Annotated in this window: 23 protein-coding genes; 14 read left to right on the top strand and 9 right to left on the bottom strand. The window is 52.8% G+C overall.

All coding sequences use genetic code 11. The features are described 5' to 3' along the window. Positions 1–127: 127 nt before the first annotated feature. Positions 128–307, top strand: coding sequence for a hypothetical protein (locus AC0XWG_RS01305; protein ID WP_128348664.1), 180 nt, complete (start codon positions 128–130; stop codon positions 305–307). A gap of 27 nt (positions 308–334) precedes the next feature. On the opposite strand, the gene AC0XWG_RS01300 is transcribed toward AC0XWG_RS01305, so the two are convergent. Beyond that, positions 335–1,672 carry a HEPN/Toprim-associated domain-containing protein gene (locus AC0XWG_RS01300; RefSeq protein WP_128348663.1) on the bottom strand — a complete coding sequence of 446 codons (1,338 nt, stop codon included), beginning with the start codon at positions 1,670–1,672 and terminating at the stop codon, positions 335–337. Between the two features lie 72 nt (positions 1,673–1,744). Between AC0XWG_RS01300 and AC0XWG_RS01295 the strand changes: the two genes are divergently transcribed. Further along, positions 1,745–2,713 carry an IS5 family transposase gene (locus AC0XWG_RS01295; protein WP_000654811.1) on the top strand — a complete coding sequence of 323 codons (969 nt, stop codon included), beginning with the start codon at positions 1,745–1,747 and terminating at the stop codon, positions 2,711–2,713. Between the two features lie 404 nt (positions 2,714–3,117). Further along, on the top strand, positions 3,118–4,047 hold the full coding sequence (locus AC0XWG_RS01290) for a hypothetical protein (protein ID WP_475680301.1): 930 nt from the start codon (positions 3,118–3,120) through the stop codon (positions 4,045–4,047). Between the two features lie 234 nt (positions 4,048–4,281). On the opposite strand, the gene AC0XWG_RS01285 is transcribed toward AC0XWG_RS01290, so the two are convergent. Further along, positions 4,282–4,737 (bottom strand): hypothetical protein, encoded by a 456-nt coding sequence (locus AC0XWG_RS01285; RefSeq protein WP_475680300.1) that lies wholly within the window; start codon positions 4,735–4,737, stop codon positions 4,282–4,284. Between the two features lie 295 nt (positions 4,738–5,032). After that, a complete protein-coding gene (locus AC0XWG_RS01280) occupies positions 5,033–5,917 on the bottom strand; it encodes a LysR family transcriptional regulator (RefSeq protein WP_475680299.1) in 885 nt (294 codons plus the stop codon). Positions 5,918–6,036: 119 nt separating this feature from the next. Between AC0XWG_RS01280 and gstA the strand changes: the two genes are divergently transcribed. After that, entirely contained in the window at positions 6,037–6,642 is a 606-nt protein-coding gene (gene gstA, locus AC0XWG_RS01275) for a glutathione transferase GstA (RefSeq protein WP_134707271.1), read from the top strand. 81 nt (positions 6,643–6,723) lie between these two features. Here the strand turns inward: gstA and AC0XWG_RS01270 are convergent, their stop codons facing one another. Further along, positions 6,724–6,999: a hypothetical protein gene (locus tag AC0XWG_RS01270; protein ID WP_075204635.1), complete on the bottom strand. Its 276-nt coding sequence runs from the start codon at positions 6,997–6,999 to the stop codon at positions 6,724–6,726. Between the two features lie 38 nt (positions 7,000–7,037). Further along, positions 7,038–7,628, bottom strand: a complete 591-nt coding sequence (locus tag AC0XWG_RS01265) for a hypothetical protein (RefSeq protein ID WP_028019538.1) — start codon at positions 7,626–7,628, stop codon at positions 7,038–7,040. Between the two features lie 205 nt (positions 7,629–7,833). Between AC0XWG_RS01265 and AC0XWG_RS01260 the strand changes: the two genes are divergently transcribed. Together AC0XWG_RS01260 and AC0XWG_RS01255 are read left to right on the top strand one after the other, a co-directional pair. Then, positions 7,834–8,652 carry an AraC family transcriptional regulator gene (locus AC0XWG_RS01260; protein WP_475680298.1) on the top strand — a complete coding sequence of 273 codons (819 nt, stop codon included), beginning with the start codon at positions 7,834–7,836 and terminating at the stop codon, positions 8,650–8,652. A gap of 75 nt (positions 8,653–8,727) precedes the next feature. Further along, the gene (locus AC0XWG_RS01255) at positions 8,728–9,090 is read left to right on the top strand and encodes a cupin domain-containing protein (protein WP_028019536.1); all 363 of its coding nucleotides are present in this window, start codon (positions 8,728–8,730) and stop codon (positions 9,088–9,090) included. A gap of 72 nt (positions 9,091–9,162) precedes the next feature. On the opposite strand, the gene AC0XWG_RS01250 is transcribed toward AC0XWG_RS01255, so the two are convergent. Next, positions 9,163–10,044, bottom strand: a complete 882-nt coding sequence (locus AC0XWG_RS01250; RefSeq protein WP_108090644.1) for a LysR family transcriptional regulator — start codon at positions 10,042–10,044, stop codon at positions 9,163–9,165. A 105-nt stretch (positions 10,045–10,149) separates the two neighbouring features. Here AC0XWG_RS01250 and budA point away from each other — a divergent pair, with 105 nt between their 5' ends. The 5 genes from budA to AC0XWG_RS01225 all read left to right on the top strand — a co-directional run bounded on the left by budA (position 10,150) and on the right by AC0XWG_RS01225 (position 14,825). Continuing rightward, a complete protein-coding gene (gene budA / locus AC0XWG_RS01245) occupies positions 10,150–10,929 on the top strand; it encodes an acetolactate decarboxylase (protein ID WP_028019534.1) in 780 nt (259 codons plus the stop codon). Between the two features lie 13 nt (positions 10,930–10,942). Continuing rightward, positions 10,943–12,622 (top strand): acetolactate synthase AlsS, encoded by a 1,680-nt coding sequence (alsS, locus tag AC0XWG_RS01240; RefSeq protein WP_475680297.1) that lies wholly within the window; start codon positions 10,943–10,945, stop codon positions 12,620–12,622. Positions 12,623–12,642: 20 nt separating this feature from the next. Next, on the top strand, positions 12,643–13,413 hold the full coding sequence (locus AC0XWG_RS01235) for a (S)-acetoin forming diacetyl reductase (protein WP_028019532.1): 771 nt from the start codon (positions 12,643–12,645) through the stop codon (positions 13,411–13,413). A 131-nt stretch (positions 13,414–13,544) separates the two neighbouring features. Further along, positions 13,545–14,018, top strand: coding sequence for a cold-shock protein (locus AC0XWG_RS01230; RefSeq protein WP_028019531.1), 474 nt, complete (start codon positions 13,545–13,547; stop codon positions 14,016–14,018). Between the two features lie 108 nt (positions 14,019–14,126). Next, positions 14,127–14,825, top strand: coding sequence for a GNAT family N-acetyltransferase (locus AC0XWG_RS01225; RefSeq protein ID WP_128348658.1), 699 nt, complete (start codon positions 14,127–14,129; stop codon positions 14,823–14,825). A 483-nt stretch (positions 14,826–15,308) separates the two neighbouring features. On the opposite strand, the gene betA is transcribed toward AC0XWG_RS01225, so the two are convergent. Genes betA through betI form a run of 3 tightly spaced genes read right to left on the bottom strand, consistent with a single transcriptional unit; the run spans position 15,309 to position 19,060 of the window. After that, the gene (betA, locus tag AC0XWG_RS01220) at positions 15,309–16,973 is read right to left on the bottom strand and encodes a choline dehydrogenase (protein ID WP_475680296.1); all 1,665 of its coding nucleotides are present in this window, start codon (positions 16,971–16,973) and stop codon (positions 15,309–15,311) included. Positions 16,974–16,986: 13 nt separating this feature from the next. After that, on the bottom strand, positions 16,987–18,459 hold the full coding sequence (gene betB / locus AC0XWG_RS01215) for a betaine-aldehyde dehydrogenase (RefSeq protein ID WP_128348656.1): 1,473 nt from the start codon (positions 18,457–18,459) through the stop codon (positions 16,987–16,989). Between the two features lie 13 nt (positions 18,460–18,472). After that, positions 18,473–19,060, bottom strand: a complete 588-nt coding sequence (gene betI / locus AC0XWG_RS01210; RefSeq protein WP_475680757.1) for a transcriptional regulator BetI — start codon at positions 19,058–19,060, stop codon at positions 18,473–18,475. A gap of 128 nt (positions 19,061–19,188) precedes the next feature. Here betI and betT point away from each other — a divergent pair, with 128 nt between their 5' ends. The 3 genes from betT (at position 19,189) to AC0XWG_RS01195 (ending at position 22,739) form a co-directional block, all read left to right on the top strand. After that, the gene (betT, locus tag AC0XWG_RS01205; protein WP_475680295.1) at positions 19,189–21,222 is read left to right on the top strand and encodes a choline BCCT transporter BetT; all 2,034 of its coding nucleotides are present in this window, start codon (positions 19,189–19,191) and stop codon (positions 21,220–21,222) included. A 154-nt stretch (positions 21,223–21,376) separates the two neighbouring features. Further along, a complete protein-coding gene (locus tag AC0XWG_RS01200; protein WP_257246848.1) occupies positions 21,377–21,976 on the top strand; it encodes a hypothetical protein in 600 nt (199 codons plus the stop codon). A 307-nt stretch (positions 21,977–22,283) separates the two neighbouring features. Next, complete coding sequence (locus AC0XWG_RS01195) at positions 22,284–22,739, top strand: SymE family type I addiction module toxin (protein ID WP_128348991.1); 456 nt, start codon at positions 22,284–22,286, stop codon at positions 22,737–22,739. Positions 22,740–22,763: the final 24 nt, after the last annotated feature.

The following is a 22,763-nucleotide window of genomic DNA, read 5'->3' as shown; positions in this document are numbered from 1 at the left end:
GAACGGTCAAACCTTCAGTTCACGTTAACAGTGGATGAGGATATTTCGTTGCCTGCACCAAATTATGTTGGTGTTCCCACAGTCGTGACACGACGTTGAATGTTCCCAAACACACAGGAAACAGAAAATGAACGTGAATTCTGAGATTTTGAAACTCTGGCAATCAAGGGGCGAAAATGAGCGCACCGGATCCGATGCGGAGAGGGTTGCAGATATTGCCTGGGAGCAGGGATTACAACTTCACCGCAACCGGCTGGAACATTACCAGAGAGTGATGTACCTCATAGGCCATCGCAATATCGGCTAACTCATACAGGCCGCGCATGCGGCCTTTTTAGTCTGGATATTGAACATCTACTTCATTTTTTCTAATCTCTGATGAGATTTTTGAGCACGCTTTTATTAATTCATCCAAGACAATAGCGAGTTTGGCAAAATCATAATTGCTAAAATTCTTACTTCCTGGTTTTAGTTTCATGAATTTTTTCGTGTAATAGTCTTTATTTTCCAGCGCTCCTTGATAAGCATCACTTTCTTTTTTGTAATTTGACCACCGGATTTTCGCTTCATCATAATCAGAAAATCTTAGATCCAGATAGCATTCAATCGCTACAGCTCGGCCATTGATGTTTTCATAGGTAACGCCGTGAGGACCAATAGCTGGAAATTGATTGAAATGAGGAAGATCAGGAAGATGAATGCAGCTAATATTGGGAGGTAATGCGAGTTTGCGGATTTTGTCATATGCTTCAATCCCTTCGCAATCATTATCTAACACGAAAACAATCAGGTTTTGAATGTCGATTTTTACGAGCCCAGCAGCGAACTTAACCAGATTTCCTGAACCAGTGAACGGGTACCCTTCACTCATGTCGATAAAGTGAAAAAAATCTTCTATATCAGGCCGTAAGAGGTGCAGTGCGTATTTGATGACGTTGGAGTCGGTGCTTCCCTCGGTGGCAATCAGGAACTTGGCACGTCTGTGAGCATTTACCTGAATATCTTTTATATTAGCATAACCAGCAGAAACTAGATCTCCGTAATCCCAAGTGACGAATTCTTTATGATTATTTGGGTTTTCGGCCAAAAGTCGCATCACTGAATATGGATGTAGTATGCTAACTAAAGTCCCAAAAGCAGTCTTTTCAGACCATGCCTTATCAAAGATATTGTCGTATTGGGGTATCCTGCTTAATAATTCATAATTATTAAATCGGCCCATGATAAGCTCGCGTTCTTTTTCCCTATCTTTTAAGTTAATATAATCATCGTTAAGTTCGCTAATATTTACGCTCTTGATAAAGTTGACGAATTCATCAAAGCTCATCATGTTACTAATTGGCTTTGCATATTCTGGACAGGATTCGTTAAATTCCTCTTGGTATTCAACTGAATCTTTAGCCATGAGATCATACTCATAGCGTATATTTTCAAGGGTGAAACCCAACAATTCCAATCGGTAGGCAACTTGCTCCAAAGGCTTACGCAACACAGTACGACAAAGGATGCCATTAGGAGTGTCGAAGTCCTCTCCTTCCTCTATTTGATCTTCATTTAGTGGTTTGACGTGATGATCGGCACTTTGAAACAGGGCTCCATGATCTATACCCAGCGAGTTCTTACTCCAATCTAGCTCCATTCCTGACACTTCAAGAGAAATTACAGTACCCATAGTTCACCTTTGAATGGCATTTTCCGTTGTACCGGAATACGGCTTTGTTGAATAAATCGAACTTTTGCTGAGTTGAAGGATCAGATCACGCATCCTCCCGACAACACAGACCATTCCGTGGCAAAGCAAAAGTTCAGAATCACCAACTGGTCCACCTACAACAAAGCTCTCATCAACCGTGGCTCCCTCACTTTCTGGCTGGATGATGAGGCGATTCAGGCCTGGTATGAGTCGGCAACGCCTTCATCACGAGGAAGGCCCCAGCGCTATTCTGATCTCGCCATCACCACCGTTCTGGTGATTAAACGCGTATTCCGGCTGACCCTGCGGGCTGCGCAGGGTTTTATTGATTCCATTTTTGCCCTGATGAACGTTCCGTTGCGCTGCCCGGATTACACCAGTGTCAGTAAGCGGGCAAAGTCGGTTAATGTCAGTTTCAAAACGTCCACCCGGGGTGAAATCGCACACCTGGTGATTGATTCCACCGGGCTGAAGGTCTTTGGTGAAGGCGAATGGAAAGTCAGAAAGCACGGCAAAGAGCGCCGTCGTATCTGGCGAAAGTTGCATCTTGCTGTTGACAGCAACACACATGAAGTTGTCTGTGCAGACCTGTCGCTGAATAACGTCACGGACTCAGAAGCCTTCCCGGGCCTTATCCGGCAGACTCACAGAAAAATCAGGGCAGCCGCGGCAGACGGGGCTTACGATACCCGGCTCTGTCACGATGAACTGCGCCGCAAAAAAATCAGCGCGCTTATTCCTCCCCGAAAAGGAGCAGGTTACTGGCCCGGTGAGTACGCAGACCGCAACCGTGCCGTTGCTAATCAGCGGCTGAGCGGAAGCAATGCACGGTGGAAATGGACAACGGAATATAACCGTCGCTCGATAGCGGAAACGGCAATGTACAGAATGAAGCAGTTGTTGGGAGATTCACTGACGCTGCGTGACTACGATGGTCAGGTAGCGGAAGCTATGGCCATGGTGCGTGCGTTGAACAGGATGACAAAGGCTGGGATGCCAGAAAGCGTGCGTATTGCCTGAAAATCCAGCCAGCTACAGGGTCGTTCGCACGAAATCTTATTTATTCAACAAAGCCCCGGAATACTACCAATACGCCGATTGGGCATCCATGATTTGAACTGGCTTCTATACTCTGTTTTTAGCAAATTGGACTTACGCCACCCTAGTTGCATCTACTTCTCGCTCACAAGGAGCCCTCAGCAACGCTATCTCGTCCGCGCCGTGCCAGAAGCAGACGTTGACAGCAACTCATAATGCTAATTTTCAGGGAGTGGATCGTCATGTACTGAATTGAGCCTAAGTTACAGATGATACTGGCTGTAAAAGCAGGAGAGGAATTATTTACTCTATTGTGATAAGAGCGTTTTTATATTAATATCTTACATACAAACAGATGGCAGAATAAACATTCAATAAGGTTCTATATGTCTGAAATAACTTCAGCTCCTGCTGTTATGGCGGCACTAGTATCTGCATTAGTTACGGTTTTATTATTTTTTATAAAAGGTCTATGCACACCTTTATGGAATAAGTATTTACTTGTTTACAAAATCAAAGTTGAACATAGCTACGAACAAAAGAAGAAAATAAAAGAGGCGATATCAAAATATAAAATGCCTTTACTCGATTCAGCTGAGTCATTGAATCATAGGCTATGGAATTTTTCAGTAAATTGCACTAAAGGATGGCATAATTTTAAAAACAATGAATCAATTGGTGATAAATATTACCTGCAAACTTTTTGTTATCGATTTTTAGCATTTTATGCATGGTGTGTAAAATTCGAAAGAGAGTTGATATATTTAGATGTAACCCTTTCAGAAAAGAACGATCTTTATTTTGTAAAGTATATTAAAACCATGCTAAATATATTTTGCGATGCTTCGATGTTGAGTGGGACTGGTTATGACAATGAGCATGCTGTAGACCATTTTTTCAAGGATGACCTTATTGGCATTGTGGAAAAAATGATTACGCCTACAGGAGTTATTAATTATTCAGAATTTAAATCTAAATCAGATCCTGAATTAGACTATACACAGGTTTGCAAGTATATATCCGCCATAATGAGTGACAAATCTTGCAATAAATGGCATTTAATTAACTGTTTCCATTTTATCCTGATGGCCTTTTTGTCAAAATATGGATATGACTATCAAAGAACTGGGTTGTTTAAACTATATAAGCTGCGCTGCTCAGAACCTCAAAATAAGCTGATAAATAATTTTGAAATGTTATTATTAAATTCAAAATTAAATAAATGCAAAGAAATAAAGAAAGCAATAGCCATTCTTGAATGCAAATCTAAAATTGCCAATCTCTGTAATTTCCTGAAATTAATAAAAGAGAATTAGCTTGTGATGCATCAAACTAGTTGTTCTGTACGATAGAAAATGAGAGAACTCAAGTCCGCATTGTGAATAGTGTTTGAGCTGAAAATATCGCTAAGACCCTGAAAATTTTTTGGAGAAGCAGATTTTAATGTCCGCTTCTCGCTCTTAACAGACATTCAACATTAACTTTTTACTTTGCGTAAGGTCGAAATTCTGCTTTTTATCTAGCAGAACTCCGGCCTCCCATTACCCACCTCAGCGCGCCGTTATATAAGGCTCCTTCACAAACTCCGCCAACAGCCAGACCATATCATGCAGTAGCCCGATGAGTTCTTTCACCACGCTCGCAGGCAGTGTCCCGCCCATCACCGCCAGCGTTAACGCCACAGCATAATCCACCTGCAACGCCGTCTCCTGCCAGCAGTCCGGCACGCAGGAAACGATCTTCTCCCCCGCGATGAGCCGTTCAACCAGATGTGGGGGAAGTTCCGTATCGCAACGTTCACGCAGGCGTTTAAGCAGCGCCAGCAAACGCTCGCAAAGAATGGAAAAGGTCACGGGATCGTCAGTTTCAACCAGCACGCTCACACAGGCGGCGCAGGTGTCAGCCAGTTCGAAGAGATCTGCGGAATCGCAAAGCTGAAGATTGATGAGGTGATGAACAGCGCTTTCTTCAGAGAGCGCATAAGAAAAGTTAGGTGTAGTAGCCATTTAGCATCCTCGTTGTGCAAAAAAATGTCATGTTATGCTAACGGGTTCCTACGCCCGGTTACGGATGTGCCGCAACGCAGGCACTTTACGACCGTGAAGAAGGGATGAAAAGGGATGCCTATGAATTACATAAGGTTGCTTGCAGGTTTGCGAGGCGGCTTCCAGAAGGGCATTGCCGGGTGGCGGTTACGCCTTACCTGGCCTACAAAACCAAACACCAAACCTCCCCGCGACACGAACCGTAGGCCCGCGCAAGCGCAGCGCCGCCGGGCACAGTTTGCACCGCCGTAACTCCTTACGCAGACCTTTTCATTTTGAGCAACACTTCCAATAACGTCTGAGTTGCTCGGGAGGATTTGCTCGCCGCCGAACAAACCACCCCAAACTCACGGTACAGCGAAGGCGTCACGGGCACGACGCACAAACCGCGTAATTCAACCGGCAGGGCGGATTCTGGTATAAGCGCGACGCCCATGCCTTCGCGTACCAGCAGGCAGGCGCTGATCCAGTCCCGGACGGTCACGCGTACGTCAGACAGCCGCAAGCCTGCCTGTTCCATCAGGCTTTTTCCATTAACGGCGCAACCGCCGGTTGCGAGCACGAAGGGCTGGTCTGCCAGTTCCTCAAGGGTGATGCCCCGCGAACGCGCATAGCGAGCCTGACGGTGACTGGCTGGCAGCACCGCGACCCACGCATCTTGTCCCAGGAGCGCTTCAGCACGCCCGGGAACAGGGTTCATTACCACGCCCAGATCAACCGTATCTGCCGCCAGCCACTCTTCGACTTCCTGGTCCGTCCCTTCCAGTACAACCACCTCGATTTCAGGATGCAGGCGCTTAAAATCGCGCAGTAGTCCGGGCAAAAATGTGGATGTCACCGAAGGAAAACTGGCAAGACGAATGCGCCCGCCGCTCAGCCCCCGGCTCTCATCCGCCAGTGCACGGATGGCATCCAGCCGCGCCAGCATACTCCTTGCTTCTTTGACAACCTGCTCGCCCAGGGCAGTCACGCCGATGTGGCGTCGCTCTCGCGTGAATATCGCAAATCCTAATGAGGCCTCTAACTGAGCGATCGCCTGGCTGGCACCCGACTGCGTCATGCCAACCTCTTCAGCGGCACGAGAAATATTACTTGCATCGGCCACTGCAACCAGTAAGCGCCAGTGTAAAAGATTCATCATGGGTATCAGTAGCTCAGCTAATGGCTAATTTATGAATCATTAATTTTACAGCGAGATCGGTTTTAAGCACAGTGATGCAAACCGAATCTTCATCACACAGCCGCTTTAACGGAGAGATTATGAAACTCTATTACGCCCCGGATACCTGCTCACTCTCACCCCATATCGTGCTTTGCGAACTGGCGATTGAGTTTGAACTGATTAAAGTGGACAACAGGAGCAAGCTTACCGCTGACGGGCGCGACTTCCTGACCATCAACCCCAAAGGTTATGTCGCAGCGCTTGAGCTGGATGACGGGAAAATCCTGACCGAGGGGCCAGCCATTTTGCAGTACCTGGCAGACCTCAAGCCAGAAAGTGGGCTGGCACCGCGAGCAGACAGCTGGGAGCGAGTGCGGCTTCAGGAATGGCTAAACTTTATCACCAGCGAAATACACGCTGGTTTGGCACCTCTCTTCAACAATATGTTGCCGGAAGAGGCCAAATCGATTTTTCGTGAGAAGCTGTTCAGGCGGTTCAGTTTTCTTCAGGAAACGCTCTCCACTAGCGCTTATCTGACGGGATCGGCATTCAGCGTGGCAGATGCCTATCTTTTCACCGTGCTGGGATGGTGCACATTCTTCTCAATTGAACTCAACGACTGGCCCGCGCTACTGGCGTACAGGGAAAAAATCAGTGCCCGGCCCGCTGTGCAGGCCGCATTGCGTGCGGAGGAGAAAGTCTAGGTCTGCGTATTCCGCCGCAGGTATTAATGCCTGAAGCAGGAGGCAAGTGAGGGTGTGGAGTCAGGATGGGTTAGCATACTGTCACTCTGCATCTGATTGCATGGCGCTTTTCACGGCATCCTGCTTCCCGGGATTGCATTGCTGTTTTGTTCCTGGAAGATAAAATTTTCCCGACGCGTCCGGATCTGTTCCGCCCGGACAACCCGCACGGCCCGGAGCTGAGACGGTGCCATCCGAACCGTTTCCTCCATCCGAACCATTTCCTCCATCCCCACCATCCCCACCATTACCGCCACCAGCTGCATTTACAGCAAATGCGCCGAGTATGAGCAAAAATGTAATAACTCGTATAGTCATCAAAACCTCCAGTGCTCAGGGCATTTCACAGGAATCCCTCACTTCTGATTTTCAACATGCAACCTGACAGCCTCCAGCGTCCTTCTACGGATCCAGCCGCTCCCTGCCCGTATTGCCAGCCAGTAGGCCGCCATTTTGAGTTGAGTACGTTTGTCCGGACAATAGACGAAGGTCTCAGTACAGAGTTCATGTTGACCTGGCGCCAGTTCCGCTACCTGGTAGCGCAGCAACAGTTTTGCGCTGCCCGGCCCGGCGGGTGCCTGAAAAGCAATCGCATCGGGCGCGTTTTCCAGACCGAAATCTGTCCGCCAGAATTGCCCTCTTAAGCCAAAGCAGAGCTCGGATGCTGAGCTGTGCAACAGCGTAAAACTGTGCAGCCCAAAGTTGCCCGTCGAGTTAGTCTGCTGATTGTGCAGAAATTTCTGCGGTAATTGCCGCAAAGACATCAGCCGCCGAATGACGGGGTCTTGCTGGACGTCAAAGCTTGCAATCAACGGCAGAATATTTTCAGGGTTGGAAGTATGAATGACCGCTCGATGTTTCTCATGGAACTGAAACTGGGGTAAAAAAGCAGGGACATCCCGCCAGAGAGCAAGCGCTTTGCGGGTAACGAATCCGGGGTTCAGCATTTCACGTCCTTGTCATCCTTTGCACTCTGTCAGAGTAACAGATGGCATGCGGCAAACAATTACCAGGAAAACGTAGTTCCGGAGCGTATATCAATAAAACAGCAAAGTCCTGGATCCGACCCCGCGTTGCCTGCAACAACTTTCCAAACTGCACCCGATGCGTTTATGGTGTTGTTTCACCCTCACAGGGCATCAGGTGTCATATATGTCGAATGCAAAAGCTAACAAAGACTGGGTCAGACTGGCGCAACAACCCGGAAAAATAGAGCGCATAGAGGCGTATTTCAGCGGGCATGGCTATGAGCCGCATCGTCACGACACTTATGCCATAGGCCGGACCTTATCCGGGGTGCAGAGTTTTCACTATCGGGGAAGTAAACAACATAGCCTGCCGGGCGGGACAATGGTCCTGCACCCTGACGAAATACATGACGGAGAGGCGGGAACGAACGACGGATTCCAGTATCGGATGTTGTATATCGATCCGGCGTTAATTCAAAAAATCCTGGGCGGAAAACCTTTGCCGTTTATTCCCGGCGGAATTTCATCCGATCCCCGGCTTTTTGCAGCGACCGAACCGCTGTTAAAAGCGCCGGAAGAATCTTTCGATACGCTGGAAGAAGACGATGCGCTCTACGATCTCGCCCACACGCTCGCCGTCGTGGGAGGACAACGTTTTCGCCGGAATCGGGTGGATTATCAATCCGCAGAACGCGCGCGCGAATATATACACACTGGATTCATTCACAATATTACGCTGGATACTTTATCCGCCGTCAGTGGCAGAGATCGCTGGAGCCTCAGCCGGGATTTTCGTGCGCTTTATGGAACGAGTCCTTATCGCTATGTGACCATGCGTCGACTTGTATACAGTCGACGCCTGATTCAGGCGGGCCTGTCGCTTGCTGAGGCTGCCGCTGCAGCGGGGTTTTCAGATCAAAGTCACATGACTCGTCAGTTCATCAAAACGTTGGGTATGTCGCCGGGGCGCTGGCAAAAATTCATTAAAGGTCATCCTGCCTGATTTGCACGATCGTTCAAGACCGGCACGCCGGCCTTATTCTATCCTGGATGCTTCTCAACCATAGGAAGTGTCGCAATGTATAGTCCTGTTAATTTAGACAATAAATTCTCTCTCTTCGACGCGCACTGGCAGCCGAAAGTCATCGCTCAGATGAATGACTATCAGTTTAAAATCGTCAAAATATCGGGTGATTTTATATGGCACGCGCACCCTGAAACCGATGAGGCATTCATCGTGGTCGAGGGCGTGTTACGTATTGATTTTCTTGACGGACATGTGCTCGTCAATCCAGGGGAAATGTACGTTGTGCCAAAAGGCGTTGAACATAAAACGTCTGCTGAAACGACGGTAAAAATGATGATGATAGAACCGTGTGGGGTCCTGAATACCGGACACGAAGGTGGGGAGCGCACCGCAGAGAACGACGTCTGGATTTGACGACGGAGGCTATGTTGCCGGGTGGCGGCTGCGCCTCACCCGGCCTACAAAAGCCACCAACCAAACCGGCTGCTACCCCTCACTCATCATCGCCAGAAACCGCTTCACCGTTCGCGAGCGTTCAAAGCGTCGCCAGCAGAGCGCGATATCGGTGTAAAGCGCCGGTGATCTCAGTACGTGGTAGGTAACATTCGGCGGAGAAATGGCCGCCATGGATTTCGGTACCAGCGCGAAGCCGCCGCCGGCGGAAACCATGCTCAGAGAGGACGAAAGCTGTGATGACTGCAGCGCGTGCTGCACGTCGATCCCGGCCCGTTCGCAGCAGCCGTAAACCCGGTCGTACAGGCCGGGCGCGACCTCCTGCGGGAACAGCACCACTGGCGTATCCCGGAGTTGATCCAGCGCCAGATCGCCGCACGCCGCCAGCGAATGGTCGCGATGCAGCGCCACCACCATCGGCTCCCGGTCGAGGATTTTTAACTCGAATGCCTTGCTGCTCTCGCACGGCAGACGCACGAAGGCGATATCCAGCTCACCCTCCGCCAGCATCGTCGTCAGCGAAGACATATTGGCTTCCACCTGGTGAACCTGTACCGCCATGTTCTGCACCTGATACTGGCGGATCAGCGCGAAAATTTTGGGATGAAAAGCGTCGGAGCTGGTGATGCCAATCGACAGATTACCGTTCAGCCCGCGCGCGATTCCGCGGGCCTTTTCCAGCGCGGCGTCGCTCAGCGCCAGGATCTTGCAGGCATCCTCATAGAACGCTTCCCCCGCTTCGGTCAGCTCCACGCCCCTCGTCAGGCGTCTGAACAGCGGCGTGCCCACTTCCTCTTCGAGCCGTTTGATCTGCTGACTCAGAGGAGGCTGAGAAATACCCAGCGCTTTGGCCGCTTTGGTGAAGTGTCGCTCGCGAGCAACCGCGACGAAATACCGCAGATAACGAAGTTCCATATCTAAAACGTCTCAAACCAGCATGGATTCTATATTGGAACTCTCTGCTGAATCGGGTCAACATTTATTTAACCTTTCTAAATAAAGTTGAAGAGGACGAGCATGATGATGCATTCATCTGCCTGCGACTGTGAGGCCAGTTTGTGCGAGACCCTGCGAGGGTTCTCCGCTCAGCATCCTGACAGTGTGATCTATCAGACATCGCTAATGAGCGCCCTGCTAAGCGGCGTGTACGAGGGGAACACCACCATCGCCGATCTATTGGCACACGGTGATTTTGGTCTGGGCACTTTCAACGAGCTGGATGGCGAAATGATTGCCTTCAGTAGCCAGGTGTACCAGCTGCGCGCCGACGGCAGCGCCCGCGCCGCGAAGCCGGAGCAGAAAACGCCGTTTGCAGTGATGACCTGGTTCCAGCCGCAGTATCGTAAAACCTTTGATGGGCCGGTCAGTCGCCAGCAGATCCACGACGTGATCGACCAGCAAATCCCCTCCGATAACCTGTTCTGCGCGCTGCGTATCGACGGTAACTTCCGCCATGCCCATACCCGCACGGTACCACGTCAGAAGCCGCCGTACCGGGCGATGACAGACGTGCTGGACGACCAGCCAGTGTTCCGCTTCAACCAGCGGAAAGGTGTACTGGTCGGGTTCCGCACGCCGCAGCATATGCAGGGTATTAACGTGGCGGGCTACCACGAACATTTCATCACCGACGACCGTCAGGGCGGGGGCCATCTGCTCGACTACCAGCTGGAGAGCGGCGTGCTGACCTTCGGTGAAATTCACAAGCTGATGATTGACCTGCCCGCCGACAGTGCGTTTTTGCAGGCCAACCTGCACCCCAGCGATCTTGATGCAGCGATCCGTTCCGTCGAAAACTAACAGGAGAACTACCGTGAACAGTGAGAAACAGTCACGTCAGTGGGCGCATGGCGCCGATATGGTTGTCGGCCAGCTGGAAGCGCAGGGCGTGAAGCAGGTGTTCGGTATTCCGGGGGCGAAAATCGACAAAGTCTTTGATTCCCTGCTGGACTCCTCCATTGAGATCATTCCCGTGCGCCACGAAGCGAATGCGGCGTTTATGGCGGCGGCGGTAGGGCGCCTGACCGGCAAAGCCGGGGTAGCGCTGGTCACCTCCGGGCCGGGTTGTTCCAACCTGATCACCGGCATTGCCACCGCCAACAGCGAAGGCGACCCGGTGGTAGCGCTGGGCGGGGCGGTCAAGCGAGCGGATAAAGCTAAGCTGGTGCACCAGAGCATGGACACGGTCGCCATGTTCAGCCCTGTCACCAAATATTCGGTGGAAGTCAGCTCTCCGGATGCGATTGCCGAAGTGGTATCGAATGCATTCCGTGCCGCCGAGCACGGCAGACCGGGGGGCGCGTTCGTCAGCCTGCCGCAGGATATTGTCGACCAGCCCGCGACAGGCGCGATTTTGCCTGCCAGCGGCGCAGCACGAATGGGCCCGGCACCGGAGTCAGCGGTTAACGACGTGGCAAAGCTAATTGAAAAAGCCAAAAACCCGGTCATCCTGCTTGGCCTGATGGCCAGCCAGCCCGCTAACAGTGACGCACTACGTAAGCTGCTGGAGAAAAGCCGCATTCCGGTCACCAGTACCTATCAGGCTGCCGGGGCGGTGAACCAGGAGCACTTCACCCGCTTTGCCGGACGCGTCGGTCTGTTCAATAACCAGGCGGGCGACAGGCTGCTCCATCTGGCGGATCTGATCATCTGCATCGGCTACAGCCCGGTGGAGTACGAACCGTCTATGTGGAACAGCGGGGATGCCACGCTGGTGCACATTGATGTGCTGCCTGCCTATGAAGAACGTAACTATGTGCCGGATCTTGAGCTGGTGGGAGACATCGCCGAAACGCTCAATCTGCTCTCCAGCCGGATCGATCATAAGCTGGAGCTGAGTCCACGCGCCTCTGACATCCTGGTCGATCGTCAGCATCAGCGCGATCTGCTCGATCGTCGTGGCGCATCGCTTAACCAGTTTGCCCTGCATCCGCTGCGCATCGTGCGTGCCATGCAAGACATCGTGAACAGCGACGTCACGCTCACCGTGGATATGGGCAGCTTCCACATCTGGATCGCCCGTTATCTCTACAGTTTCCGGGCACGTCAGGTGATGATTTCCAACGGTCAGCAGACCATGGGCGTCGCGCTGCCGTGGGCCATTGGCGCATGGCTGGTGAACCCGGGTCGCAAGGTGGTTTCGGTCTCCGGTGACGGCGGTTTCCTGCAGTCGAGCATGGAGCTGGAAACCGCTGTACGTCTCAACGCCAACGTGCTGCACATCATCTGGGTGGATAACGGCTACAACATGGTCGCCATTCAGGAAGAGAAAAAATACCAGCGTCTTTCCGGCGTGGAGTTTGGCCCGGTCGATTTCAAAGTGTATGCCGACGCCTTTGGTGCGAAAGGTTTTGCCGTGGAGAGCGCCGATGCGCTTGAACCGACGCTGCGTGCAGCAATGGATGTCGATGGCCCCGCCGTGGTGGCCATTCCCGTCGACTATAGCGATAACCCGCTGCTGATGGGCCAGCTCCATCTCAGCCAGATTTTGTGACTCAATATAAGGACAGAGAAATGCAAAAAGTTGCTCTCGTAACAGGCTCAGGCCAGGGGATTGGTAAAGCGATTGCGCTGCGCCTGGTGAAAGATGGCTTCGCCGTCGCCATTGCGGATTACAACGAGGAAACGGCGAAAGCGGTTGCCGATGAAATTACCCGTAACGGCGGTCGTGCTGTCGCCGTGAAGGTGGATGTTTCGAACCGCGATCAGGTATTTGCGGCGGTGGAGAAAGCGCGTACCGCACTGGGCGGTTTCAATGTGATCGTGAATAACGCCGGGATCGCGCCTTCCACGCCAATCGAGTCGATTACACCGGAGATTGTCGACAAGGTTTACAACATTAACGTGAAAGGGGTGATCTGGGGCATCCAGGCTGCGATCGATGCTTTCCGTAAAGAGGGGCACGGCGGCAAGATCATCAACGCCTGCTCTCAGGCGGGCCATACCGGCAACCCGGAACTGGCGGTGTACAGTTCCAGCAAGTTCGCGGTGCGCGGCTTAACCCAGACGGCAGCACGGGATCTCGCGCCGCTGGGGATCACCGTTAATGCCTATTGCCCGGGGATCGTTAAAACGCCAATGTGGGCGGAGATCGACCGTCAGGTGTCCGAGGCGGCGGGTAAACCGCTCGGCTACGGGACTGAAACCTTTGCCAAACGCATTACGCTTGGCCGTTTGTCTGAACCAGAAGATGTCGCCGCCTGTGTTTCATACCTCGCCGGGCCAGATTCCGACTATATGACCGGCCAGTCGCTCTTAATTGATGGTGGGATGGTGTTTAACTAAATACTAATAAGCTCTGACATGAGTTTTCCCCTGCACCCGTGCAGGGGCTTTTTTTTGTCTCCTCCGCCATTGTGCATTACACTGCGCGCTGCAAAACTTTAGTCATTACGATCTGACAGGCGGTAACAGCGATGAACGGTACAATCACAACGTGGTTTAAAGATAAAGGCTTTGGATTTATCAAAGATGAAAACGGCGACAACCGCTATTTTCATGTGATTAAGGTCGCGAACCCTGATCTGATTAAGAAAGATGCGGCGGTGACCTTCGAGCCAACCACCAACAACAAAGGCCTTTCCGCCTATGCGGTGAAGGTGATCCCGGAAAGTAAACACCTCTATATTGCCGGCGAGCGCGTGAAGCTCACCTCGATCAAATCCTTCGTGGTGTTTAACGAAGAAGAACCGGTTGATACTAAAATCGACAAAGAGAACGCGGTGCTGTCGGTGGGGCTGCTGATGAACAGCATTAAGCCGAAGTCCGAGAAAAAGCCGGGCGAAATGCGCACGGTGAAGAAGCTGGCGATCACCACCTTCCAGAACACGACGCTGATCTTCACCGAAGATGAGATCGACATTGATGCTACGGTGAAGCTGCTGAAGTGATTTTTTTGCCGGGTGGCGGTTCCGCTCTACCCGGCCTGCTAATCCTCTCTTTTCGCCCGCTTTTTAACCTGCTATAACAAACTCCTTACCTTTCAGGGAGTCACCGTCGTGCCCGAAATCAATCAACATGGTCAAACCGTTAACGATATCGTTCCTGGCTGGAAAGGCGCGCGCGTATTAACCCGCACGCCGCTGTTTGGCCAGTATTGCCGTCTTGAGCCGCTGGATGTCGATCGCCATGCAGCCGATCTCTATGACGCCTACGCGCTGGGCGACGACAGCGACTGGACATGGCTTGCCAGCACGCAGCCTGAAAGCGTGCAAGCCACCGCACACTGGGTGCTGGGAAAGGTGCTGGATGACGAGCTGGTGCCGTTTGCCGTCATTGATTTACGCACTGAACGTGCGGTGGGGCTGGTGAGCTATATGGCTAACGAGCGGCTGCTGGGGTCGGTTGAAATCGGTCACGTGACCTGGTCGCGCAAAATGAAAGGCTCCCGCATCGGTACTGAAGCGGTGTGGCTGCTGCTGAAAAATGCGTTTGAGCACGGCTACCGTCGTCTGGAGTGGAAGTGCGATTCAATGAACGTTGCGTCACGCAATGCGGCGGAGCGGCTGGGGTTTGTCTGGGAAGGGCGCCTGCGCCAGAAGCTGGTTCGCAAAGGGCGCAACCGCGACAGCGATATGCTTTCTATTATTGACGGCGAATGGCCGCAAAGAGACGCCGAACTGCGCGCCTGGCTGGCGGCGGAGAATTTTGACGGGGAAGGACGGCAGATTAAGCGGCTTGAGGCGTTTCGGAAGTAATTTTCCCTCTCCCGTATGGGGTGAGGGATCCCCAGTAATTTTTTAACCAAAAGCGAAGAATATTGCTTCAGGAAAATTAATGGCTTACAGCGATGCCCTGGTCCGGCTGTAAATCGCTGAGGTGTTTCCTGCAGGCCGGGGCGAGGCGCAGGGATGCGCCGAGAGGGCGGGCTTTACATGGATGTTTCCTCCGCCCGTCCCCGACAAGCCGGAAGGAATAAGCCGAAGGTACCGCGAAGCGGCGATTTACCGCCGGGAGCCCGGGTCGCCAGGGCGGCGGCGATTGAGCCGCCATGGCACGTTCACAGGTGCTGTCCTTACAGAGTAGCAAAGTACATAAAGTGAACGGAATAACCTCCGCTGCCGTATGTTCCCCCTCACCTCGCCCTCTCCCTCAAGGGAGAGGGGGTCGTCCGTGCTGGTATTATTTTGTGGGGATCCCTCAGCCCGTATGGGAGAGGGTTAGAGTGAGGGGAAATATTCTCAGCGGCGAACCGGTGCCCCGTTCGCCACATAATACGCCGCCGTGCTCTTCGCCAGCGGCTCGCGACCGCGAATGGCGTCGGCAACCTTCTCGCTAATCATAATGGTGGTGGCGTTCAGGTTGCCGGTGATGATCTGCGGCATAATCGACGCATCCACCACGCGTAACCCTTCCAGACCGTGAACGCGGCCTTCACCGTCGACCACCGCCATCTCGTCATAGCCCATCTTGCAGGTGCCGCACGGATGGAAGGCAGTTTCGGCGTGGTTGCGCACGAACTCGTCCAGCTGTTCATCGGTCTGGCATTCGATACCCGGGCTGATTTCGCGGCCACGGTATTTGTCCAGCGCCGGCTGGTGCATGATCTCGCGGGTGATGCGGATCGCGTCGCGGAACTCCTGCCAGTCCTGCTCGTGGGACATATAGTTGAACAGGATCGCCGGATGCTGGTGCGGATCGCGCGATTTGATGCGCACGTGCCCACGGCTCGGTGAGCGCATGGAGCCAACGTGGCACTGGAAGCCGTGCTCTTTTACTGCGTTCGAACCGTTGTAGTTAATCGCCACAGGCAGGAAGTGGTACTGAATGTTCGGCCACTCAAACTCTTCGCGGCTGCGGATAAACCCGCCCGCCTCGAAGTGGTTGCTCGCGCCCACGCCGGTGCCGTTAAACAGCCACTCGGCACCAATCTTCGGCTGGTTCCACCACTGCAGGGCAGGGTAGAGGGAAACGGGCTCTTTGCATTCATACTGCAGGTACATCTCCAGGTGATCCTGCAGGTTTTCACCCACGCCGGGTAAATCATGCACCAGCGGGATATCGAACTGTTTCAGCAGCTCCGCGTTGCCCACGCCGGAGCGCTGGAGGATTTGCGGAGAAGCAATGGCTCCGGCGCACAGCAGCACTTCTCTGTTAGCGGTGGCTTTCGACGGTATGGTGCTTTCGCCCTCCAGCCACTCGACGCCTACCGCGCGTTTGCCGTCAAAGAGGATGCGATCGGTCATGGCGTGGGTGCGGATGGTCAGGTTCGGGCGCGGTTTCGCCTGATCCAGATAGCCGCGCGCGGTGCTGGCGCGTCGGCCCTGCGGCGTCACCGTGCGGTCCATCGGGCCGAAGCCTTCCTGCTGATAGCCGTTGAGATCGTCCGTGCGCGGGTAGCCCGCCTGCACGCCCGCTTCCACCATCGCCTCAAACAGCGGGTTTACGCCAGGTTTGGAAGTGGTGACGCTGACAGGACCGTCGCCGCCGTGGTAGTCGTTCGGCCCTACGTCGCGGGTTTCTGCTTTACGGTAGTAGGGCAGGCAGTTGAGGTAGCTCCAGTGCTCAAGGCCCGGCTCTTTAGCCCAGTTGTCCAGATCCATCGCGTTACCGCGGATGTAGCACATGCCGTTGATCAATGACGAGCCGCCCAGCCCTTTGCCGCGCCCGCACTCCATACGGCGGTTGTTCATGAAGGGTTCTGGCTCGGTTTCGTACGCCCAGTTGTAGCGCTTGCCCTGCAGCGGAAACGCCAGCGCGGCGGGCATCTGGGTGCGGAAGTCAAAGCGGTAATCCGGCCCGCCCGCCTCAAGCAGCAGCACGGTGGTGTTTGGATCTTCGGTCAGTCGCGTTGCCAGTACGTTACCGGCAGAGCCGGCCCCGATAATGATGTAGTCAAATTGCAAATAAACCTCCCGGTTAAAATATGGACTGGAATTTACCCATCTCAACCTGGATGGACTTCACCTGGGTGTAGCTCTGCAGCGTCATCACGCCGTTCTCACGGCCAATGCCGGAGTGTTTGTAGCCGCCGACCGGCATCTCTGCGGCGGATTCACCCCAGGTGTTGATCCAGCAGATGCCCGCTTCGAGCTGATGAATGGCACCGTGCGCGCGGTTCAGGTCGGCCGTGACGATACCCGCCGCCAGTCCGTAGTCGGTATCGTTGGCGCGGCGGATCGCTTCTTCTTCGCTTTCATAGGTGAGGATGGACATCACCGGGCCGAAGATCTCTTCGCGCACGATGGTCATCTCGTCGGTGCAGTTGGTGAACACGGTCGCGGCAACCCACGCGCCGTTATCGAAGCCTTCACCCTTCAGCACGTCGCCGCCGCACAGCACGCGCGCGCCTTCCTCTTTGCCTTTGGCGATGTAGCGCAGCACGCTGTCGCGGTGCGGAAAGCTGACCATCGGGCCAAAGTTGGTGCGTTCATCGAACAGATCGCCCGCGCGGATACGGCCCACGCGTTCAACGATTTTCTGCTCAAACGCGGCTTTAAACTTCGCAGGCACGAACACGCGGGTGCCGTTGGTACATACCTGGCCGGAGCTGAAGAAGTTGGCCATCATGGCGATGTCTGCCGCGAGATCGAGATCCGCGTCGTCAAAAATAATCAGCGGGGATTTGCCGCCCAGCTCCATCGTCACCTCTTTCAGGGACGAGGCCGCCGAGTTGGCCATCACTTTTTTGCCGCTGGCGACGCCCCCGGTAAAGGAGACTTTCGCGATGCCCGGATGCTCGGTCAGGTACTGACCGGTCTCCGCACCCACGCCCGGCAGGACGTTAAACACGCCGTCCGGCAGGCCCGCTTCGGTGTAGATCTCGGCAAGCTTGAGCGCGGTAAGCGGGGTCACTTCGCTTGGCTTGAAGATCATCGCGTTACCTGCCGCCAGAGCCGGAGCAGATTTCCACAGGGCGATCTGGATCGGGTAGTTCCACGCGCCGATGCCCGCCACCACGCCCAGAGGTTCGCGACGGGTGTAGACGAACGAACTGTCACGCAGGGGGATCTGGCTGCCTTCCAGCGCCGGGATCAGCCCCGCGTAGTACTCCAGCACGTCCGCGCCGGTGACGATGTCGACGGTTGAGGTTTCGGAATACGCTTTACCGGTGTCGAGGGTTTCCAGCTTCGCCAGTTCGTCATTACGTTCGCGGAGGATGTCGACAGCTCGGCGCAGAATGCGCGAGCGCGCCATTGCGGTCATCGCTGCCCAGATTTTTTGCCCGCGTTTTGCGCTTTCCACGGCGCGGTCGACATCTTCACGCCCGGCCGCCTGAACGCTTGCCAGGACTTCACCGTTGGCCGGGTTGATGGTCTCGAAGGTGCGACCGCTGGTGGCGGATGTATAACCACCATTGATATAAAGCTGCTGTTCTGCCATTCGGGACATAAATTCTCCTCGGTTATTCGGTCGGTAAATGCTGGCTGATAAAGTGGCTGGTAAGTGACTGGGCCAGGGCTTTATCCAGAGGCTTGCCGCTCAGCGCGGCGCGCAGCCATAGCCCGTCGATCAGCGCCGCCAGGCCATAGCCCGCCTCCTGGGCCTGCTCGCGCGGCAGTTCGCGGCGGAACTCGTACACCAGGTTCGAAAGCAGACGGCGGCTGCTCACCTGCTGCAGGCGGTAGAGCATCGGCTGGTGCATGCTGCTTGCCCAGAAGGCCAGCCAGGCCTTCATCGCCGCGCTGCTCACCTGGGTCTCATCAAAGTTACCGCCAACAATCGCCTGCAGACGCTGCTCCGCGCTGCCGTTCGGCAGGGCGTGCAGGCGGCTCAATACCGCATCGCGCAGCTGGCCGGTGATGTCGCGCATGGTCGCTTCCAGCAGACCATTTTTATCTTTGAAATAGTGACTGATGATCCCCGTGGAAACGCCCGCCCGACGGGCGATCTGCGCGATGGTTGCATCGTGCATTCCCACTTCATTTATTGCTTCCAGCGTGGCGTCAATTAGCTGCCTGCGCCGGATCGGCTGCATCCCCACTTTGGGCATTTTTGCCACTCCATTCATCAGCGTTGGTTATACATTAAAGCGGTTTTTGATTGGACGTTCAATATAAAATGTGTCTTAATTGTTGCGGATTTGGATTTTAATAGTTACAAAAACAGTGAGGATACTGGATGACAGACCTTTCACAAGACAGAGAAAAAGACAAAATCAACCCGGTCGTTTTTTATACTTCCGCCGGGCTGATTTTGTTGTTTTCCCTGATGACGATCTTCTTTAGCGGTTTTTCTGCCGAGTGGATTGGACGCACCCTTAACTGGGTGTCGAAGACCTTCGGCTGGTACTACTTACTGGCGGTGACGCTCTATATTGTCTTTGTCGTCTGTATTGCCTGCTCGCGCTTCGGTTCGGTGAAGCTTGGGCCAGAGCAGTCAAAACCCGAGTTCAGCCTGCTGAGTTGGGCCGCGATGCTGTTTGCCGCGGGCATTGGCATCGACCTGATGTTCTTCTCCGTGGCGGAACCGGTCACGCAATATATGCAGCCGCCGGAAGGGGCTGGGCAGACGATGGAGGCCGCGCGTCAGGCGATGGTCTGGACGTTGTTCCACTACGGCTTAACCGGCTGGTCGATGTACGCTCTGATGGGGATGGCGCTCGGATACTTTAGCTATCGTTATAATTTACCCCTCACCATCCGCTCTGCGCTGTACCCAATTTTCGGGAAAAAGATAAACGGGCCGATTGGTCACAGCGTCGACATTGCGGCGGTGATCGGTACCATCTTTGGTATCGCGACGACGCTCGGCATCGGTGTGGTGCAACTCAACTACGGCCTGAGCGTGCTGTTTGATATTCCGGATTCGATGGCTGCCAAGGCGGCGTTGATTGCGCTGTCGGTGATTATCGCCACCATTTCGGTGACGTCGGGCGTGGATAAAGGCATTCGCGTGCTCTCCGAGCTGAACGTGGCCCTGGCGCTTGGTTTAATTCTGTTCGTGCTGTTTATGGGGGACACTTCATTCCTGCTCAATGCGTTAGTGCTTAACGTCGGCGACTACGTGAACCGTTTTATGGGGATGACTCTGAACAGTTTCGCCTTTGATCGCCCGGTCGAATGGATGAACAACTGGACGCTGTTCTTCTGGGCGTGGTGGGTGGCGTGGTCGCCATTTGTTGGCCTGTTCCTGGCACGTATTTCACGTGGCCGCACCATCCGCCAGTTTGTGATGGGCACGCTGATTATCCCGTTCACCTTTACTCTGTTGTGGTTGTCGATTTTCGGCAACAGCGCGCTGCATGAGATTATTCATGGCAACGCGACCTTCGCGCAGGAAGCGATGGCGCACCCGGAGCGCGGCTTCTACAGCCTGCTGGCGCAGTACCCTGCGTTCACCTTTAGCGCCTCCGTGGCAACCATTACCGGCCTGCTGTTCTACGTTACCTCTGCGGATTCCGGTGCGCTGGTGCTGGGCAACTTCACTTCGAAGCTGAAAGATATCAACAGCGATGCGCCGAACTGGCTGCGCATCTTCTGGTCCGTCGCCATCGGCCTGCTGACGCTCGGCATGTTGATGACCAACGGCATCTCGGCGCTGCAGAACACCACGGTGATCATGGGGCTGCCGTTCAGCTTCGTTATCTTCTTCGTGATGGCCGGGCTCTATAAGTCCCTCAAGGTGGAAGATTACCGCCGCGAAAGCGCCAGCCGTGACACCGCGCCGCGCCCGATGGGCGCACAGGACAGGCTGAGCTGGAAGAAACGCCTGTCGCGCCTGATGAACTACCCGGGCACGCGCTACACCAAACAGATGATGGAGACGGTCTGCTTCCCGGCGATGGAAGAGGTGGCGCAGGAACTGAAGCTGCGTGGTGCCTACGTGGAGCTGAAAAACCTGCCGCCGGAGGAGGGAGAGACGTTAGGGCATCTGAATCTGCTGGTGCATATGGGCGACGAGCAGAACTTTGTCTACCAGATCTGGCCGCAGCAGTATTCGGTACCCGGCTTTACCTACCGGGCGCGCAGCGGGAAATCGACCTACTACCGGCTGGAAACCTTCTTACTGGAGGGTAGCCAGGGGAATGATTTGATGGATTACAGCAAGGAGCAGGTGATCACGGACATTCTGGACCAGTATGAACGGCACCTGAACTTTATCCATTTGCACCGGGAAGCGCCGGGGAATAGCGTGATGTTCCCGGATGTTTAAATTGAGAGTCGGTTAATGAACGGCGCTATATCTTCGATATAGCGCCGATTTTTTATCAAAATTCCCGCCATTTACTTGTAAATGGTACATTTTGATGATATCAAAAATAGCTAGTTTGAAGTTTGCGATAAAAACAAGCCTAAGGAAGCAGTAAATGGAAATTACCTCGCTAACAAATATTTATAAATTATTTATTCCATTACTACCATACTTGAAAAGGTTTATTACCAATGAAACCTTCTTCTCTTTATCAGATGATAAGAAGGCTGAAGCAGTAGATTTTCTAATCGAAAGTGCTAATGAAGAAAGTTCATTAAGAAAATACAAGCAAGAGCTTAAATTGTCTCATTATAAATTATGTGACAATTTCCAGCTGAACATATATATATTGGAATACTTTCTTGCAAACAAAAAAGAACGAGGAAAGTTTTGTAAGACCTTGTTTCTAGTGAAAGGCTTTTATGAGTATCAAAATGCAGAGGTTAATCTTAAAAATAACATACTTTGGTTGCCATTTGTAATGTTTATTGTGGGTGTGCTTTCGGGTTGGGGGGGGATTATGTCATGGATTAACATAACAGCCAGCCCACTGAAATGGATGTTTATCGCTGGGTGTAGTCTTATATGTATCCAATATGTTTATTATGCTGTTTATTGTTTGTTAAATTACATAAACTTAAGGTGTAAGGTGAAAGATTTTAACTTTTTTATAACCTTATATCGTTTGGATAAGACACTAAATAAGTTACTCTAAAACTTGGCCTTTAAAATAACAAGTCAATTCTCAAAGCGCTATGCATGAAATTATTGATTTATATAAAACTCGGTGATTAATAAAGGAAGAATATTCGTCTTGCGGTTTTTTCGAGTCTCGTCGCATTTTTCATATATTTACTACTGAAGATTACCTGTGCATTTATCCATGGTGATATAATTTCGGCAATTAACACAGCAATGTGAGCTATGAACAGGATATAAAAAAGTAAGAAAAGGAATCGCGGTACAAAGGTGTGCGACCACCTCCATACCGCTAACCACAAACAACTAAACAGGAGTTGGTTATGGCTGCGAAGAATTCTATGCCAGAGCGGGTTATTGCCCAAACAGAAAATGCAGATTTAGAAATTCAGCAAGAAAATCGCGAGAAGCTACGCAAAAAACGCATCCGGGCGTTACATAACGAACCGGTTCACTCTGCGTATCTTCATGAAAGAGGAGAGGCGGGTTCCGCCTGTGTGGAACTTTATACCCGAATGGAGCGCAACTATCTGCCGTTAACCGGCGCGTGGTTAACCCGCGCAGGGTTTAAAGCAGGAATAGCCGTGAAGATCCGCGTGATGCCAGATTGTATTGTGATTACGCCGCAAAATTCCCGTGAGCTGTGGGGCTGTCTGGAAGGCGTCAGCGCAACATATACAAATAAGCTAAAGCTGATGAAGTGGCTGGAGACGTTTCCGGGAGCGTTAATTGATACGGGGGATTTGCCCGTGAACGAAAGTGAAAAAGGGGAGCGGTAAACATCACGAGGCGAGCCTGGGAAT

Source organism: Enterobacter sp. DVT3837 (genome assembly GCF_056238685.1).
Note: the sequence above shows the minus strand (reverse complement) of the source record. Positions and strands in the feature narration are given on the sequence as shown.